This window comes from [Clostridium] polysaccharolyticum, assembly GCF_900111595.1.
Classification (GTDB): Bacteria; Bacillota; Clostridia; order Lachnospirales; family Lachnospiraceae; genus Clostridium_AI; species Clostridium_AI polysaccharolyticum.
Window position 1 is genome coordinate 1 of sequence record NZ_FOHN01000007.1, and the last position, 15,811, is coordinate 15,811.

The 15,811-nt window shown below is 38.2% G+C and carries 13 protein-coding genes, 1 pseudogene and 1 CRISPR repeat array; of the genes and pseudogenes, 13 read left to right on the forward strand and 1 reads right to left on the reverse strand.

Annotated elements, in window-relative coordinates; all coding sequences use genetic code 11:
* On the reverse strand, positions 1 to 377 hold a 377-nt coding region (locus tag BMY85_RS05950; protein ID WP_143066332.1), incomplete at its 3' end, for a transposase.
* Positions 378 to 912: 535 nt separating this feature from the next.
* Here BMY85_RS05950 and BMY85_RS05955 point away from each other — a divergent pair.
* From BMY85_RS05955 to bioB, 13 genes and pseudogenes are all read left to right on the forward strand, one after another.
* On the forward strand, positions 913 to 2,508 hold the full coding sequence (locus BMY85_RS05955) for a nitrogenase component 1 (protein WP_092477358.1): 1,596 nt from the start codon (positions 913 to 915) through the stop codon (positions 2,506 to 2,508).
* Positions 2,508 to 3,776: a nitrogenase component 1 gene (locus BMY85_RS05960; protein ID WP_092477359.1), complete on the forward strand. Its 1,269-nt coding sequence runs from the start codon at positions 2,508 to 2,510 to the stop codon at positions 3,774 to 3,776. Before BMY85_RS05955 ends, BMY85_RS05960 begins: the two co-directional genes overlap by 1 nt.
* Before the next feature lie 12 nt (positions 3,777 to 3,788).
* A complete protein-coding gene (locus tag BMY85_RS05965; protein WP_092477360.1) occupies positions 3,789 to 4,235 on the forward strand; it encodes a NifB/NifX family molybdenum-iron cluster-binding protein in 447 nt (148 codons plus the stop codon).
* Positions 4,236 to 4,598: 363 nt separating this feature from the next.
* A CRISPR array of direct repeats spans positions 4,599 to 5,796; the repeat unit is 36 nt; unit sequence GTTAAGTAATGCAAAGCCCCGTAAGGGGACGGAAAC.
* Positions 5,797 to 6,472: 676 nt separating this feature from the next.
* Positions 6,473 to 6,844 (forward strand): GntR family transcriptional regulator, encoded by a 372-nt coding sequence (locus BMY85_RS05970; protein ID WP_092477361.1) that lies wholly within the window; start codon positions 6,473 to 6,475, stop codon positions 6,842 to 6,844.
* A 37-nt stretch (positions 6,845 to 6,881) separates the two neighbouring features.
* Complete coding sequence (locus tag BMY85_RS05975) at positions 6,882 to 7,781, forward strand: ABC transporter ATP-binding protein (RefSeq protein ID WP_092477362.1); 900 nt, start codon at positions 6,882 to 6,884, stop codon at positions 7,779 to 7,781.
* Positions 7,759 to 9,423, forward strand: coding sequence for a hypothetical protein (locus BMY85_RS05980; RefSeq protein ID WP_092477363.1), 1,665 nt, complete (start codon positions 7,759 to 7,761; stop codon positions 9,421 to 9,423). The genes BMY85_RS05975 and BMY85_RS05980 overlap by 23 nt, the downstream gene beginning before the upstream one ends.
* Entirely contained in the window at positions 9,420 to 11,003 is a 1,584-nt protein-coding gene (locus BMY85_RS05985) for a hypothetical protein (RefSeq protein WP_092477364.1), read from the forward strand. The genes BMY85_RS05980 and BMY85_RS05985 overlap by 4 nt, the downstream gene beginning before the upstream one ends.
* A gap of 251 nt (positions 11,004 to 11,254) precedes the next feature.
* Complete coding sequence (locus BMY85_RS05990; protein ID WP_177180661.1) at positions 11,255 to 12,733, forward strand: methyl-accepting chemotaxis protein; 1,479 nt, start codon at positions 11,255 to 11,257, stop codon at positions 12,731 to 12,733.
* A 133-nt stretch (positions 12,734 to 12,866) separates the two neighbouring features.
* Complete coding sequence (locus BMY85_RS05995) at positions 12,867 to 13,613, forward strand: YebC/PmpR family DNA-binding transcriptional regulator (protein ID WP_092477474.1); 747 nt, start codon at positions 12,867 to 12,869, stop codon at positions 13,611 to 13,613.
* 233 nt (positions 13,614 to 13,846) lie between these two features.
* Positions 13,847 to 14,365: a nitroreductase family protein gene (locus BMY85_RS06000; RefSeq protein ID WP_177180662.1), complete on the forward strand. Its 519-nt coding sequence runs from the start codon at positions 13,847 to 13,849 to the stop codon at positions 14,363 to 14,365.
* Positions 14,362 to 14,508 carry a hypothetical protein gene (locus BMY85_RS15545; protein WP_177180663.1) on the forward strand — a complete coding sequence of 49 codons (147 nt, stop codon included), beginning with the start codon at positions 14,362 to 14,364 and terminating at the stop codon, positions 14,506 to 14,508. The genes BMY85_RS06000 and BMY85_RS15545 overlap by 4 nt, the downstream gene beginning before the upstream one ends.
* A gap of 150 nt (positions 14,509 to 14,658) precedes the next feature.
* Positions 14,659 to 14,760: pseudogene (locus BMY85_RS16250) on the forward strand (biotin transporter BioY); the annotation flags it as partial.
* Positions 14,761 to 14,809: 49 nt separating this feature from the next.
* Positions 14,810 to 15,781: a biotin synthase BioB gene (bioB, locus tag BMY85_RS06010; protein WP_092477367.1), complete on the forward strand. Its 972-nt coding sequence runs from the start codon at positions 14,810 to 14,812 to the stop codon at positions 15,779 to 15,781.
* The last annotated feature ends 30 nt before the right edge of the window (positions 15,782 to 15,811 follow it).

A 15,811-nucleotide genomic window follows, 5' to 3' on the forward strand; every position in this document is an offset into this window, starting at 1 on the left:
GGACAGATGTTAAACTTACGTAACAGCCATCTAGTTCCAAAGATTTCATGATAGGATTGGATGAATCGATAAGCCTCTAATCGATCTCCTTCGCAAAAAATGCCATAATCAGCTTGCTGATTTTCGTTTTTTAAAAACTCATTTTCCTTGCGTGCTTCAGCAAGTTCCTTTCGGAGTTTTAATATTTCCTGCATGGAATCGTATTCTTCTTTGGCTTGGCTATTATTTTGGCATTCTTTGCGAAACTGATTGACCCAGTTAGATACACTGGCAGTTGATACTCCGTATTCTTCTGAAAGGCTTTTGATGGTTCTTCCCTGCTCTAGATGAAGGCGGACAATTTGCTTTTTTGTTTCTGGTTCATAATTTTTTCTCATAATTGTATCCTCTCTTCCTTTATAAGATTATATCTTATTAGGTAGAGGTGTTACAACTTTAGTTTACCACAACATATTATCCTTCTTTCGTTTTAAGATTGTGTAGAGTTTAACTAGTACTGTAACCTTTTTTGCAGCTTATCATTTATTATTGTACTAGAATTTGAAATAGATGAAAAAAATTTATTTTATTGTAATATAAAGCTATATTTTCATTACAAGCTGTTTCAATACGGTAAGTTGCTTTACATTATCTGCCATTCTACCATATCTTTGGTTCCTGTTCAAGTAAAATGATTCATGCACAGCATTGAAAGGTGGCATTCCACACATATGAAATTTTTATCACGAATAATAAAAAACAGATAAATTACAACAGAAGGCATTTATGATAAAATCACACTTAAATCATATCATGCGATATCATATAGGAAAAATATGATATACTGGTGTTTCTTTTTTTCTAGCAGAAACGTCAGAAAAAAATTAATGATTTACAAGAAAGAACGATTGGATGAAGGAGCGTGATTGATAAATGTCAATTAATCTGGGTATGAGTTCTGTGGAGAACCGGGAAATGCGTCTGGGGACTATCATAGGATGGGATGGCAAAGCTTCAAGCCTTGTTGAAGAATCAAATTATGTAGAACGAAGTCAGACTAAACAAGGAAAAAAAACGGATGGCAGCTGTGGAACAAAAAGTTATTGTAAGCTGTGTGAGCTTAATTCACCTTTAAACCAGCAGACTATGTGTGCCAATGCGATTGTGGAATGCCAGATTGGGAATATAACGGACTGTATCCTTATACAGCATGCACCAATTGGATGTTCAGCAGATAATCCATGGTTTAACCTTGCATTTAACATGGGGCTGGAAAGAAGAAATAAACCAGCACAGAATCTTAAAATTTATAGTACCAATTTATTGGAAAGTGATATGGTCTTTGGGGCAAGCAATAAGCTTCGCCAGACATGTAAGGATGCTTTTGAACGTGAGCATCCAAGGGCTATTTTTATCTCTATGGCTTGTGCTACTGCAATTATTGGTGAGGACATTGATGATATTGCAGAACAGATGGAAGGGGAACTTGGTATTCCAGTAATTCCATTGCATTGTGAAGGCTTCCGATCGAAACACTGGAGCACTGGATTTGATATCTCGCAACATGGTGTACTTCGCCAGATTGTCAAGAAAAAGCCACAAAAGCAGAAAGATTTAATTAATATCATTGCCTTGTGGGGGACAGACTATTTTACACCACTTTTGAAGCCAATGGGACTGCGTGTAAACTATATGATTGATATGGCCAGCTATGATGAATTAGCACAGGCTAGTGAAGCTGTGGCAACCGCTACATTTTGTAATACATTGGGTTCTTATATGGCAACAGGACTTGAGGAACATTTTGGCGTGCCACAAGTAGATGCACCACAGCCATACGGATTTCGTGGAACGGATGAGTGGCTTCGTGCAATTGCCAGAATCGTTGGAAAAGAAGAAGAAACGGAACAATACATACAGGCGGAACATGCCCGTATACTTCCAAAAGTACAGGAACTTAGAGAAAAAATGAAAGGCATCCGTGGTTTTGTTATGACTGGATCTGCTTATGCACATGGACTGATTACTGTACTTAAGGAACTGGGGATTGAAGTGGAGGGTTCTATTATTTTCCATCACGATCCTGTGTATGATGGTGCAGGAGAGAATCAGAATACATTGAAGGAACTGGTTGATCATTATGGAGATGTAAAATATTATACCGTTAGCAAGACGGAAGCTTATCAGCTTACGAATCTTTTTAACCGTATCCAAAAGCCTGATTTTGTTATTATCCGTCATCAGGGATTAGCACCAGAAGCAGCCAAACTTGGTATTCCAGCATTAGCAATGGGAGATGAGCATATTCCAGTTGGTTATGATGGAATGGTTCGTACAGGAGAGATCCTTTTAAATATCATAGCAAGAAAGAAATTCAATAAGGTTCTGCAAAAACATGTGTCAGTACCTTATTCAGACTGGTGGGTTCGTCAGGAAGATCCATTTCTGCTTGCACATGATAAAGAAATACTGGATAAGATTGTTCCAGTCAAAACGGAATCATTTTTAGAAGAGGAGGACGAATATTAATGGCAAAATCAAAAGGAGGAACCATCGTTCATGCTCATTATGCTTGTGCAGTCGGTGCAGCATATACGGTTGCAGCAATTAAAGGAGGAGTGCCGATTGCAAATTGTGGACCAGGATGTATGTACAAGCAATTTTTCTTTATGAGCTTTGATAATGGATTTCAGGGAGTATCAGGTGCAGGAGGCGGTAATGTTCCAAGTGCAAATGTAGGGGAAAATGATATTGTCTTTGGAGGTACGAAAAAACTGGATGCGCTAGTGCAGTCTTCCCTTGCTGTATTAAAAGGAGATTTATACGTTGTCTTGACAGGCTGTTCAGGAGAACTGATTGGTGATGATGTTGGATCGGTTGTGCGAAAATACCAGAAAAGTGGCTATCCAGTTGTTTTTGCCGATACAGGCGCATACAATGGACCAAAAGAGAAAGGCCTTATTAACTTGTGGTTTGAAACTCCATACTTTAATATGAACTGGCGTGGTGATTATCTGGAGATTGTTAGAATTCTGAGAGGGGCGGGCTTTAAAGTAAATGTGCTTTTTGGACCAGAAAGCGGTGGGGCTAAGGAATGGAAAGAGATTCCCAAAGCACAGTTTAATCTGGTATTATCTACATGGAATGGATTAAAAATCGCAAAACATCTCGAGAAAAAATATGGCCAGCCTTATATTCATGTTCCAGTGATTCCGATTGGGGAAGAAGATACCACCGCATTTATCCGAAAACTTGTGGAATATGCAGGGATTGACAAGACACAGTCAGAGGAATTCATTAGCCAGGAATCCGGAATTTATTATTATTTCCTAGAACACTTTTCGGATTTTTTCTCAGAGTACTGGTATGGACTTCCAGCAAAGTTTGCCACAATTGGGAATAGTTCTGATAATATTGCGTTGACGAAGTTTCTTGCAGATCAGATAGGACTGATACCAGTAAAACAAATTATTACAGATAATCCACCGGAAAAGTACCGTGACCAGATACGAGAATTGTATCGTAATCTTTCGGAAGAGGTATCTGTGGAGGTAGAATTCCTTGAAGATGGATATCTTGTGGAACAATCTCTTAGCAAGGCGGATTTTGGCAGTGGAAAACCACTTGTGCTGGGAAGTACATGGGAAAGTGATGCTGCACGTGAACGGGATGCATTGCTGATAGAAGTCAGCGTCCCTGCCACAGAAACGTTAGTGGTGAATCGCAGTTACATTGGGTATCGAGGTGCTTTAACACTATTAGAACGAATTTATTCAGCGGCAGTTGGTGGAAAATAAGGTGGTGGATTGATGGAACATAATCAAGTGTACCGTTTTCGAGTTGCACTTGCAAGCAGTGATGGACAAACTATTGACTGCCATTTTGGCAATACAGAAAACTTTTATATTTATGAGATTGATCAGAATGAAACTTGGAAACAGATTGCAATTAGAGAAAACAGTAATCTAAAGAACGATACTTCTTCAACAGCAAATCAGGGGAAAACCTGTGGCGGGGGAGGCTGTAGTGGCCCTGGAGGAAAGTGTCATGGTTCTTTGGAAAATGTAAGCTTTCTTTCGGACTGCAGCTATCTGCTTGCTTCCAAGGTTGGAATGAAAAGTTCAAAACTTTTGTATCGAGAGGATATCGCTGTTCTAGAGGTAACCTTGCCGATTGAAGAAGCATTTCCAAAGTTAATTGCTTATGAAAAAAGAAGAAGTAAAAACTGGACGATAAAGAATAAGAAAATTGGATAATTAGCAAAAGGATTAAAAAGGAACAAAGACTTAAGCAGAGAATGGTCTTTGTTCCTTTTTGGCCTTTTTCTAGTACTGTCAGGAAGAACATTAAACGAAAAAATGAGAAAAACGGGTTTGGTGTTTTGTAATTATGTGTTGAAAAGCAGCAGGAATTTTGGTAGAATGTAAAAAGAAATTGTTGGAAGATACAATGGTTTACAAAACTGAATTATGAAGAATATTCCATTTTTGCTCCGCATAAGATTCTATATGGGTTTGAGGAGATTTTAGGGGGATAAAATGGTTTAGGAAACTGAAAAAAGGTTTTGCTCCGCAAACTGTGTTTTTAGCCCAGTAATAACAAGGGTTTCAGAAGACGGGGTTAAGTAATGCAAAGCCCCGTAAGGGGACGGAAACAAAAACAGAACGACATAAAAAGTCCTCACTTTGTTCGTTAAGTAATGCAAAGCCCCGTAAGGGGACGGAAACTAGAGACAACCTCCTTTCCTAATAATGTTTTTTTTAAGTTAAGTAATGCAAAGCCCCGTAAGGGGACGGAAACCATTGTATTCCTCTGCAGGTATTTCAGCTAAATAAGTTAAGTAATGCAAAGCCCCGTAAGGGGACGGAAACAATATTTTCTCCTATTGATTCAATACAACGTATTCTGTTAAGTAATGCAAAGCCCCGTAAGGGGACGGAAACTGAGGTAGCCACCCTCGAAAATAAAGCTATAAGTTTGTTAAGTAATGCAAAGCCCCGTAAGGGGACGGAAACCCATCCCTCTATTGAGGTAATACTAATTAACTATTTTAAGTTAAGTAATGCAAAGCCCCGTAAGGGGACGGAAACTCTTCCATGCCTTCATAGTAAGGCTTAACAGTATCGTTAAGTAATGCAAAGCCCCGTAAGGGGACGGAAACCATATCTGGACATGCTGGACAATGTTTGATTTCCAAGTTAAGTAATGCAAAGCCCCGTAAGGGGACGGAAACTTCTATATCCGTATGCCATATATACTACCTCTTTTCTTTAGTTAAGTAATGCAAAGCCCCGTAAGGGGACGGAAACCTTGTCTTCAATATATTCAATCCATGCGTCTCTCAGTTAAGTAATGCAAAGCCCCGTAAGGGGACGGAAACTCTTCTAAAATAAATACATTAATTTCTTCTCCTTTAAGTTAAGTAATGCAAAGCCCCGTAAGGGGACGGAAACTTAAAAGTACATCTTGGACTGGTGCAAGAATACTAGGTTAAGTAATGCAAAGCCCCGTAAGGGGACGGAAACAAGATTCGGATGGGGGTACGAAACAGCAGGATGAGTTAAGTAATGCAAAGCCCCGTAAGGGGACGGAAACTATGCACATCTTTTGCCAGCAGGGATAGAATATGTTAGGTTAAGTAATGCAAAGCCCCGTAAGGGGACGGAAACTCGTAATTGTTAGCATTAAAAATAGTTCGTTCTTTATGTTAAGTAATGCAAAGCCCCGTAAGGGGACGGAAATATACCAAATTGTTCAATGACATGTCCGCAATATTCAGCAGTTAATTAATACAGATCCCCGTAAGGGGATGGAAATGTGATAAAATGTTGAAGTAAAAGGCGGGGTTATGAAATGTGTCAGCCGTGGCGGCTATAATTGGAGAAAGTTGTAGAACAGTGGGATTTCACATTTATAACGATTGAGTAGAAGGTATATATGTAGGTAAGTTTAAACTGCATATTATCAAAGGATGCATCATGTTGGCTATAATCCACAATGTATTAATGGTTTCATCAGGATTATGAGTGTTACAGCAATATAGTTGTTGTTATGGTCATGATAGGCATCAATATTTGAAAAAGAGAATTGTTGTGAAACATGGTTATATATAAACTTTATTATGAAGAATATTCCGTTTTTTGCTATATGTAAAATTACATATAGGTTTAAAAATGTTTTAGAAAGCTGGAAATGGATTTTACTTCGTAAATCGTATTTTGATCTGGTAATAGCAAGGTTCTCAATAATATAGATCCCCGTAAGGGGACTGAAATGATTATTGTAGTTACTATTATTATAATAATCATTAATGCATTTTGTATGGCCTCGTAAGGGGACGGAAATGCGATAAAAAAATAAAAGTACTGTCACTGATAAAAATTTTTAGTGGCAGTACTTTTTTGCTTGACATATTCCTGAATTCAGAATATACTAACTGTATTAATATAAATAGTACACCTAGTACACATAGTACGGTGTGAAAGGAGAAGGCATGATTCATATTGATTATAAGGATTCACGTCCTTTATATGAACAGATTAGCAGCAAGCTAAGTGTTTTGATTTTGCATGGAGTGTTTGAACCAGACAGTCAGCTGCCATCCGTCCGGAATCTGGCGGTAGAACTTGCAATTAATCCCAATACCATACAGAAGGCATACGCAGACTTAGAACGGAAAGGATATATTTATTCTGTAAAAGGAAAAGGAAACTTTGTATCAGATACGTCGAAAATTCAGGAGGAAAAGAAGATGGAGTTAATCGAAAAGTTTAAAGCCCTTGTAAAAGAAGCCAGTGAGTTAGGCGTAGGCATTGAAGACATTAAGCAAGTATTGGAACAGTATTATCCAATAGCAAATAGTTAAAAGGGAAACAAAGTAATTTCAATAGGAGAGTGGAAAGATGATTAACATAAATGGAGTATCGAAAACATTTGATGATATATGTGCTATAAAGCATGTAACATTAAACATTCAAGAAGGCATGGTTTTCGGGCTGATTGGTACCAATGGAGCCGGAAAAAGTACACTTCTTAGGATGCTTAGTGGAGTATTTAAACCTGATGAAGGAACGATTTTAGTAGATGGTGAGCCAGTGTATGACAATGTGAAGGTAAAAAGTGAAATCTTTTATCTTTCAGACGAACAGTACTTTTTTCCAGAAGCAGCTCCAGCCACTATGGCAGAATATTACAATGGCATTTATCCAAAGTATGATTTAGAACGTTTTTATGCCTTATTAGAAAAGTTCAGACTAGACAGAAAACGCAAAATGAAAACATTTTCAAAGGGAATGAAAAGACAGGTTGCATTTTTGCTTGGAATCTGTGCCAATACAAAATATTTATTATGTGATGAAACCTTTGATGGACTGGATCCTTTAATGAGACAAGGAATGAAAAGCCTGTTTGCCAAAGAAGTGGCAGAACGTGATTTTACACCAGTTATTGCTTCGCATAACTTAAGGGAATTAGAAGATATCTGTGACAGCATTGGACTTTTGCATCAAGGTGGAGTGCTTCTTTCCGAAGATATCGTGGCACTGAAATTAGACCTTCATAAAGTGCAGTTTGTGTTGCCGGATGGAAAGACAGCGAAAGAAATATTAGAAGGATTCCAGATAGTTTCATGTGGAAGACAGGGAAAATTAGTGACCGCAACTGTCCGTGGAGATGAGGTAAGAATTGTAGAACGTATGAAGAAAGAAGCTTCGGTATTCTATGAAGTACTGCCTCTTAGTCTGGAAGAGATCTTTATAAGTGAAACGGAGGCTGTAGGTTATGACCTTAAAGACATCATATAAAAACCTGTATCGTTTAGAAGCTAAGAGAAATCTGTTTTTGACCTGTTTTAGCGGGTTTGCCATTTTCTTAGCATTGCCCTTTTATTTCATGCAGCAGATTGTTACATTTGGTTCTGATTATGGCGTGGCATTCCGGTATGCTAGCAAGGACCTGCTAGTTCAGCGTGTGGTAAGTTTAAGAAACCTTACTTATGGAAATCTGTTTTTTTTAGCGGTTCTCATTGGGCTGGCATTTTTAAATGGAATTGTACGGTATTCTTATCTTAGTGACAAATCAAAACAGGATTTCTATTTCGCAATGCCAGTGAAAAAGTCAGATTTCTTTTGGCTAGGATATAAGCAGGGGATTGGAAACATAGTATTGCCATTGTGCATTAATCTTGCGCTTATGTTCCTGCTGGCAGGAGCAAATGGCTGTCTTACGATAGGGTTTACTGTGGTATTGCTTTATGTATCTTTAGTAGGATATCTGACATACTGTGCTTGTTTCGCTGTGACATTGCTTGCTTGCGTCTTAACAGGAAGAATGGTTTTTCACATGTTAGGTACCTTGACTTTATTGGCATATGCACCAGTAGTCTATATCATATTAGAATATCTAGTAGATGGCAGAATGTACTATCTTAATACAATCATGAAATACATTTATCTGCTATCGCCTGTAAGTGCTGGGATATGGTTCTTTGGCCAGGCTGGAAATGCCAGCATGGGAGCAGTACCAGAAGATATTGCTTTGGTATATAAAGGGGGAAAAAGTGTCGTTGCTTTACTGGTAATTGCACTAGTGACATTGGCAGCAGCTAGAGTCCTGTATGGGAAAAGAAATGCAAGTGACACAGGAAAAACCATAGTGTTTAAACATGCGAAAAAAGTAATTAAGGGATTTCTGGCTGTGCTCTTTACATTAATAGGTGCTGTGATTGTATCCTCTATGTATGATATGAATTCTATGACGTATAAAATCACTGGTGCAGTATTCGGTTTTTTGCTGGGAAGCTATCTTGTAGATATCCTGCTGGAATTGAACTGGAAAGGAAATATACGAAACTGGAAAGAACAGATGGTTTATCTGGGAATTAGTGCAGCTGCATTTGTATCCGTAATCGGATTTCAAAATCATTATCGTTATAATGGGTTTGATAAGATTGGAGAGGAGTATACAAAAGAACAGGCCCAGAACGATAAGTGTGTAGTGATGAATGAGGATAAATGCTATGAAGCCAGCGAAACTTTTGAGGATTGTATCAGAGATATCAGGGTGTATAAAGAAGTAGCAGGAGTAGAAAGTTTAGATCGCTTTATAGAGGATATTGCGTTAGGAAAAGAGTCAAAAGTGCGTTTGGCGGATTATTGGGCAGCAGACTACAGTACTCTATCGGATTATCTGTATGAAGATGGAGAGATAAAGCGGTATGACAATTATAATCTATATGGAGTAGCTTGCAATTATAAATATATGGTACGTCTTACAGGAAAATTTGATCCAAAGGATACCAAGAGGGTGTACTATGTCCTGACTAGCAAAAAGGACTATTCTTTTGAAGATTTCAGGAAGTATGTAATAGACTGGAATGTGGATTATAATGAAGCAGATTGTGTGCTGGCTTATGATATAGAAGAAGGAAAGGGGGAAGACGAATGAATCTTAGGATGTCTTTAAAAAACTTATATCGAAGAGATTCCAGGCGAAATATCTGGTTAGCAGTAATAGGACTCCTTGAATATTTATTCGCATTGCCATTTTGTTTTTCTGGCAAGATTGTGAATTTTAAAGAGTGGTCTAAGATTCCCTTTAAAGAGGCAAGGGGAGACCTTCTGATTAGCCGTGATGGCGAGCTGATTTCGCTGTTTTATGATAATAAAATGTTATGTATTGTTCTTTGTGGCTTAGCTGTTTTAAATGGAATTATTCTGTTTTCCTATCTTTCTTCAAGAAAGAAACTGGATTTCTATTTTAGCCAGCCATTTCAGAAGAGAGAATTATTCTGGGTAAGTTATATACAAGGTGCAGTAAATGGAATAGTTCCTTATTTAATTAGCTTGCTGGCTGTATTAGTTATGGCTGGTGTAAATAACTGTTTTTCAGGAACACTGGTGCTGGTAGTGTTACAGACATTTTTGGTGAATGTGTTATTTTATCTTGCTGTTTATGCCTTCACGATTCTGGCGTGCTGTCTGACTGGAAAGTTTGTTTTCTCCATATTAGGTGCAGGAACTTTATTGATGTATTTTCCATGTTTATTAGAGTGTGTCAGAAATATTTTCAATGGGGAAGCAGTCTCGGCAGTTGATTTATGGGATAAGTATGTTATGATATCCCCAGTGGAAATTTACGGAAGGATATATAATTCACAAAAATATATCGTGTATAGCCATGAACGACTTAGTACTGCTCTATGCGATATGAGTGATATCCTTTACCTGATTGTATTGCTTGTAATAAGTACATTTGCCGCAAGGCTGCTTTATGCAAGGAGAAATAGCGAAGCAGCAGGAAAGACCATTGCATTTCCAATTGCCAAAGTTATCATAAAAGCATTACTGGTTATTTTTATTACATTGTTTGTAGCGACATCATTTGAATCTGTATTTAATGAAGATACGGTTTTCTTTAAGGGAATTGGTTTGGTTATCGGAGCTATGTCTGGTCTTTATATTGTGGATTCTTTAATTGAATTGAACTGGACAGCATGTTTCAAAAAAGGCTGGAATCAGTTTGCTTATGCAGCGGCTGCACTGGCAGTGGCAGGCTCTGTTTATGTTTACAGCTATTCTGTACGTTACAATGGTTTGGATTCTGTGCCAAAATACTACTCGGTGGAACAGGCAAAGAAGGATGGATGTGTCATATTAGATTCTGGAAAACTGGTGTATGGAGAAGACAAGTGGAAACAGTTTATGGAGGATGTGCACAGCAAGAAGGATTCCATGGTTCGGGTAATGGATGGCGGTTATGGGGAAAATGCTTTTGCTGATTATGTTTATAAAGATGGTTTCGTTCATGAATATACGAAATATAATTTATTTAGTTCAGGAAGAAGGCTGCCATATCTTTTAGCAGTGGATGGCTTAAATAGCATGGAGGAAGAAAAAACAGAGTATACGGCTTATGTACTTACGGATAAAGAAGATCTTACATTGGAAGATTATCGGAATTGGGAAATGGAAGGAAGCAAGTCGAATTTTGTAATCAGAGAATTATTTATAAAAGAAATGAAATAAAGCTATATTGTATGGCAAAAACCAAGAGGGCATGGCAGGCTCTCTTGGCTTTTTGCATTATTCAATGACTTGACATACAGATTCGTTGATAATATAATCCATTTATGAAGAATTATTTACGTATAATAAAATAAGGAACGAAAAGAAAAAAGACACCCAAGAAAAACTTGTTTTACAAAATATTCAAAAAGAGGGGGGATTATCAGAGTATTTGATAAACTATATTTTGTAAAAATTAAAGGAGAATGAAAATGTTTCATACTGAGCAAGATGTATTTAGAAGAAAGAACTGGCTCTTTTTACTGAGCTGGGGGATTGTCATTGCTACTTTAGAGCTGGCATTTATCGTAGAATATTTCACAGGCAAACAGGATCTGGCATATGTATCTGTTTTATCTCTAATCGCCATTATTCCGTACATACTAGCACATGTTTACTATAAAAAAACCGATGGACTTGGAAGGAAAATTGCAGATTTTGGAATTATTGCTTACTGTGTATTTGTGTGTGTGACTTTTATTCATGCATTTTCCATATCGAATGTACTGTTTTTTGTTCCATTTGTAATATGTTTACAGATTTATTCTAATCAGAAACTGAACTTAAGATTTACATCCATTGCATTTTTCGAAGTTATTGCTGTAATTGTTTACTGGTATACAATAAAAGGCTGGAATTCCAGTGTCTATGTGGCCGTTTATGAAACAGTCATAGCTGTATATGCACTGCTTATTCTGTTTTCAAACATTTCCAGTAAGATCATGAGCCAGACCAATGCGTGGAGACTGGGAAAGATAGAAGATCAGGCTGCCAACGCAGAACAGAAGACCAGTACCATTGTTGAGGCTTCTAATGAAGTAGCGCTGCAGATTCAGCAGATAAAAGAAAGCATTGATACCAATGCAGATTTAATTGATAAGATGAATTCCTCCATGGGAGAGGTAAAGCATGGAATGGAAGAAGTGTCTAATGCATTATCGGATCAGACACAGGCAGCCATTACCATTCAGAAAACAGTGGATCAGGTTGCTGGATTGGCAAGCGAGCTTGCGGTTAATTCTGAACAGTCTAAGGAAAATGTAGAATTAAGCAGCCAGAATATCGAACAGGTAAAAGCAATCACCCAGCAGGTTACGGGAGATTCCATTCTGGTAAATGAGCAGATGAAGGCTTTAGTTGACAAAGCCAATAAAGTACGTTCGGTAACAGACGTAATTCATGAAATTGCTTCCCAGACGAATCTTCTTGCCTTAAATGCTTCTATCGAAGCAGCACGTGCAGGAGAAGCAGGCAAGGGGTTTGCCGTAGTAGCAGACGAAATCCGTTCACTTGCAGATTCCACTAAGGATTCCATCGCCCAAATCGAACAGATCCTGACTGAGCTTGAGGAAAGCTCCAGGCAGGCAGATAACCGTCTGGCTTCTATGTTAAATGGAATGGAAGAGCAGAACACAAGAATCAATGATACCTATAACAGCTTAAATCAGGTCACATCCAGTCTGCTGGAGCTTATGAAAGATATGGCAAACATATCAGCTCAGATGAACGTGGTGCAGAAAGAAACGGCTTCCGTAGTAGAGTCTGTAAATGATATGTCCGGCATATCCAAAAATGTCTCCGCAACTGCAACGGAAGTATATGAGTTAAGCAATTCTGCAAAAGCAGAGTCGGAAAAGGTAAGTGAATCTGCTGGAATTATCACAGAAAGCATGGAAAACTTAACGAAATAGCCCGCAAATCTGTTAATTTTATGCTACATACGGTCTTCTGGTGCATTATTTTGTATAAAGGCTTGTAACTTGATAAATTTGGTGTTAAAATGTAACAGGTTGTTTATATCATATTTAAAGGAGGAGAATGATTGTGTCAGGACATTCTAAGTTCGCCAATATCAAACATAAAAAAGAGAAAAATGATAAAGCGAAAGGTAAAATCTTTACAATTATCGGTCGTGAAATTGCGGTTGCTGTAAAAGAAGGTGGACCAGACCCGCTTAATAATAGCCGTCTTCGTGATGTAATCGCCAAGGCAAAAGCGAATAATATGCCCAACGATACAATTGACCGTGGCATCAAAAAAGCTGCCGGTGACTTGGCTGGCGTTAATTACGAAACGGTTACTTATGAGGGATATGGACCTAATGGTATCGCTGTAATTGTAGTAGCATTAACAGATAATAAGAATAGAACAGCTTCCAATGTACGTAACGCATTTACCAAGGGAAATGGCAACGTTGGTACTCCAGGCTGTGTATCATATATGTTCGACAAAAAAGGCCAGATTATCATCGACAAAGAAGAATGCAGCATGGACGCAGATGACTTAATGATGATAGCACTGGATGCCGGAGCAGAAGATTTCAACGAAGAAGAAGACAGCTTCGAAGTTTTAACAGATCCAGATGCATTTAGTGCAGTTCGTGAAGGTCTTGAAAAAGAAGGGATCAAAATGGTTCAGGCTGAGGTTACAATGATCCCTCAGACATATGCTCAGTTGACAGATGAGAAAGATATTAAATTCTTCCAGAGAACATTGGATCTTCTTGATGAGGATGATGATGTACAGGAAGTATATCATAACTGGGACGAGCCGGATGAGGATGAAGAATAAGAATAAGGCTGATTTTCTGTGTGGCTTAATGGGATAAAGCAAGGTAACTCATATTTTAGAGGAAAACTGGCAAGAATATGAATAAGAACCTTTTTTCTTTCATAGAAAAGAGGTTCTTATTATTTTTAGGATAGTATTCTGTTTATCAATATAGTATAATGAAAAAATTTATGTTTTCAGAACATATGTTTAGGAAAAGCATGATAAGGATAGGAAAAGGAGTAGAAAAACGTATGAAGCTAGATATTATGGAGTCTATGAAAGTTAGGCATTCAGTACGGACATATCAGAAAAAAGATATTCCAGAAGAATTGTTACAGGAGATAAGAGCATTTTTAGATTCGTTACAGAATAAGGAACAGAGCAAAGTAAAGATTAAGCTTGTAAAGCAGGAATTAGGAGATAAAAGCGTAAAACTTGGCACTTACGGCGTAATTAAAGGTGCGTCTTATTTCTTTGCAGGCGTTTGTGAAAATATAAAAGAAGGATACCGGAATTTAGGATATGTTATGGAAAAGGCAGTTTTATTCTGTACTTCTCTTGGTCTTGGTACCTGCTGGATCGGAGGAACTTTTAATAAAGGTAACTTTGCCAAGGTAATAGAGCTGGCAGGAAACGAAGTTATTGGAAGTGTTAGTCCTCTTGGATGGGAAGCCGAGAAGAATTCCTGGTTAGGAAACATTATGTCCCAAAAGGGAAAACGAAAAGAATTTGAAGTGAATTCCATTTCTATATGGATGCTAAGCGTATGATGAATCAGATTGATATGGGAATTGCCATGTGCCATTTTGAAGAAGCAGCAAAAGCCAATGGAATCACAGGTCAGTTTGTACACAGGAATCCAGGTATCGAAACCCGTTGGGAATATATTATTTCCTGGAAAGAGAACCAGTAAGACAGGTAAATGCCGAATTAAATGAAATTCTAGGATTCTTTCAGGTGCAGGATAAACAAACGAAATGTCAACCTTGAATTGATTTATGGTTGACATTTCGTTTTTTATACGATACTATGTTTCTGGCAGGAAAAAGCATAGAAAGGAAGAGGAGTCTGGCCTTTGTTTTTGTATTGCTTTTTCTCAGCAGTACCAGGCTGCATTGCGCTTTGTATTTTAGCGGCAGTAGTGGCGAGAAGACTGCTTCCCGTTTTTCTGCAATGGGAAGAAGGAAAGCTTTATAGGGAAAGGAAAGAAAGATATGACAAAAGCAGAAAGTTTAAAACACGCCGTTTTAGAGGGAAAACTCCTGACAGAAGAAGAGGCATTACAGCTTGTGGAGGCTGATTTGGAAGAGTTATGCAAAGGGGCTGATGAAATTCGGAAGCATTTTTGTGGAGATGCCTTTGACATTTGTACCATTATAAATGGAAAAAGCGGAAAATGTTCGGAAAACTGTAAGTATTGTGCCCAGTCTGCTTACTACAAAACGGAAGTAGAAACCTATCCTCTTTTGCCAGCAGAGAAAGTGTTAGAACAGGCAAAATACAATGATGAGAAAGGAGTTCTTCGTTATTCCATCGTAACTTCAGGCCGATGCTTAAATGACCAGGAAGTGGAACGTGTGTGTGAAATGGTGAAGGAACTTAAAAAGGAAACGAATATTGCAATCTGTGGTTCTTTTGGACTTCTAAGCAAGGAACAGTTTTCCAAGCTAAAGGAAGCAGGGGTTACAAGAGTACATAATAATTTAGAATCATCCAGAGCATTTTTCAAAGAAATATGTACGACCCATACTTATGATGACAAGCTAAAAGCAATACAGGCAGCAAAGAGAGCAGGGCTAAATGTATGCAGTGGTGGCATTATGGGGCTTGGGGAAACGATGGAAGACCGAATCAGCATGGTGACTGATATCCGGGAAATGGGGATCCGTTCCATTCCAGTAAATATGCTGAATCCTGTTCCAGGAACTCCATATGAAAACAATCCTCGCCTGACCAATGAAGAAATGAGAAGAATCGTCGCAATTTTCCGTTATCTTGTTCCAGATGCCTCCATCCGTTTGGCGGGAGGAAGAGGCCTGCTGCCAGATAAGGGAAGAGCCTGTTTCTGTTCAGGAGCAAATGCCGCAATTTCAGGAGATATGCTTACGACGCAAGGAATCACCATAGAGAAAGATATGGCAATGTTAAAGGAATTAGGATATACGGCGGTGCTTTGGAATGAGTAAGGATGTAACTGGAACGGGAAGTAATGTTGG

What these genes read in the sequence shown, in the direction of transcription:
- BMY85_RS05955 (WP_092477358.1), top strand. Translation starts at nt 913, where the DNA reads ATGTCAATTAATCTGGGTATGAGTTCTGTGGAGAACCGGGAAATGCGT.
- BMY85_RS05960 (WP_092477359.1), top strand. Translation starts at nt 2,508, where the DNA reads ATGGCAAAATCAAAAGGAGGAACCATCGTTCATGCTCATTATGCTTGT.
- BMY85_RS05965 (WP_092477360.1), top strand. Translation starts at nt 3,789, where the DNA reads ATGGAACATAATCAAGTGTACCGTTTTCGAGTTGCACTTGCAAGCAGT.
- BMY85_RS05970 (WP_092477361.1), top strand. Translation starts at nt 6,473, where the DNA reads ATGATTCATATTGATTATAAGGATTCACGTCCTTTATATGAACAGATT.
- BMY85_RS05975 (WP_092477362.1), top strand. Translation starts at nt 6,882, where the DNA reads ATGATTAACATAAATGGAGTATCGAAAACATTTGATGATATATGTGCT.
- BMY85_RS05980 (WP_092477363.1), top strand. Translation starts at nt 7,759, where the DNA reads ATGACCTTAAAGACATCATATAAAAACCTGTATCGTTTAGAAGCTAAG.
- BMY85_RS05985 (WP_092477364.1), top strand. Translation starts at nt 9,420, where the DNA reads ATGAATCTTAGGATGTCTTTAAAAAACTTATATCGAAGAGATTCCAGG.
- BMY85_RS05990 (WP_177180661.1), top strand. Translation starts at nt 11,255, where the DNA reads ATGTTTCATACTGAGCAAGATGTATTTAGAAGAAAGAACTGGCTCTTT.
- BMY85_RS06000 (WP_177180662.1), top strand. Translation starts at nt 13,847, where the DNA reads ATGAAGCTAGATATTATGGAGTCTATGAAAGTTAGGCATTCAGTACGG.
- BMY85_RS15545 (WP_177180663.1), top strand. Translation starts at nt 14,362, where the DNA reads ATGATGAATCAGATTGATATGGGAATTGCCATGTGCCATTTTGAAGAA.
- bioB (WP_092477367.1), top strand. Translation starts at nt 14,810, where the DNA reads ATGACAAAAGCAGAAAGTTTAAAACACGCCGTTTTAGAGGGAAAACTC.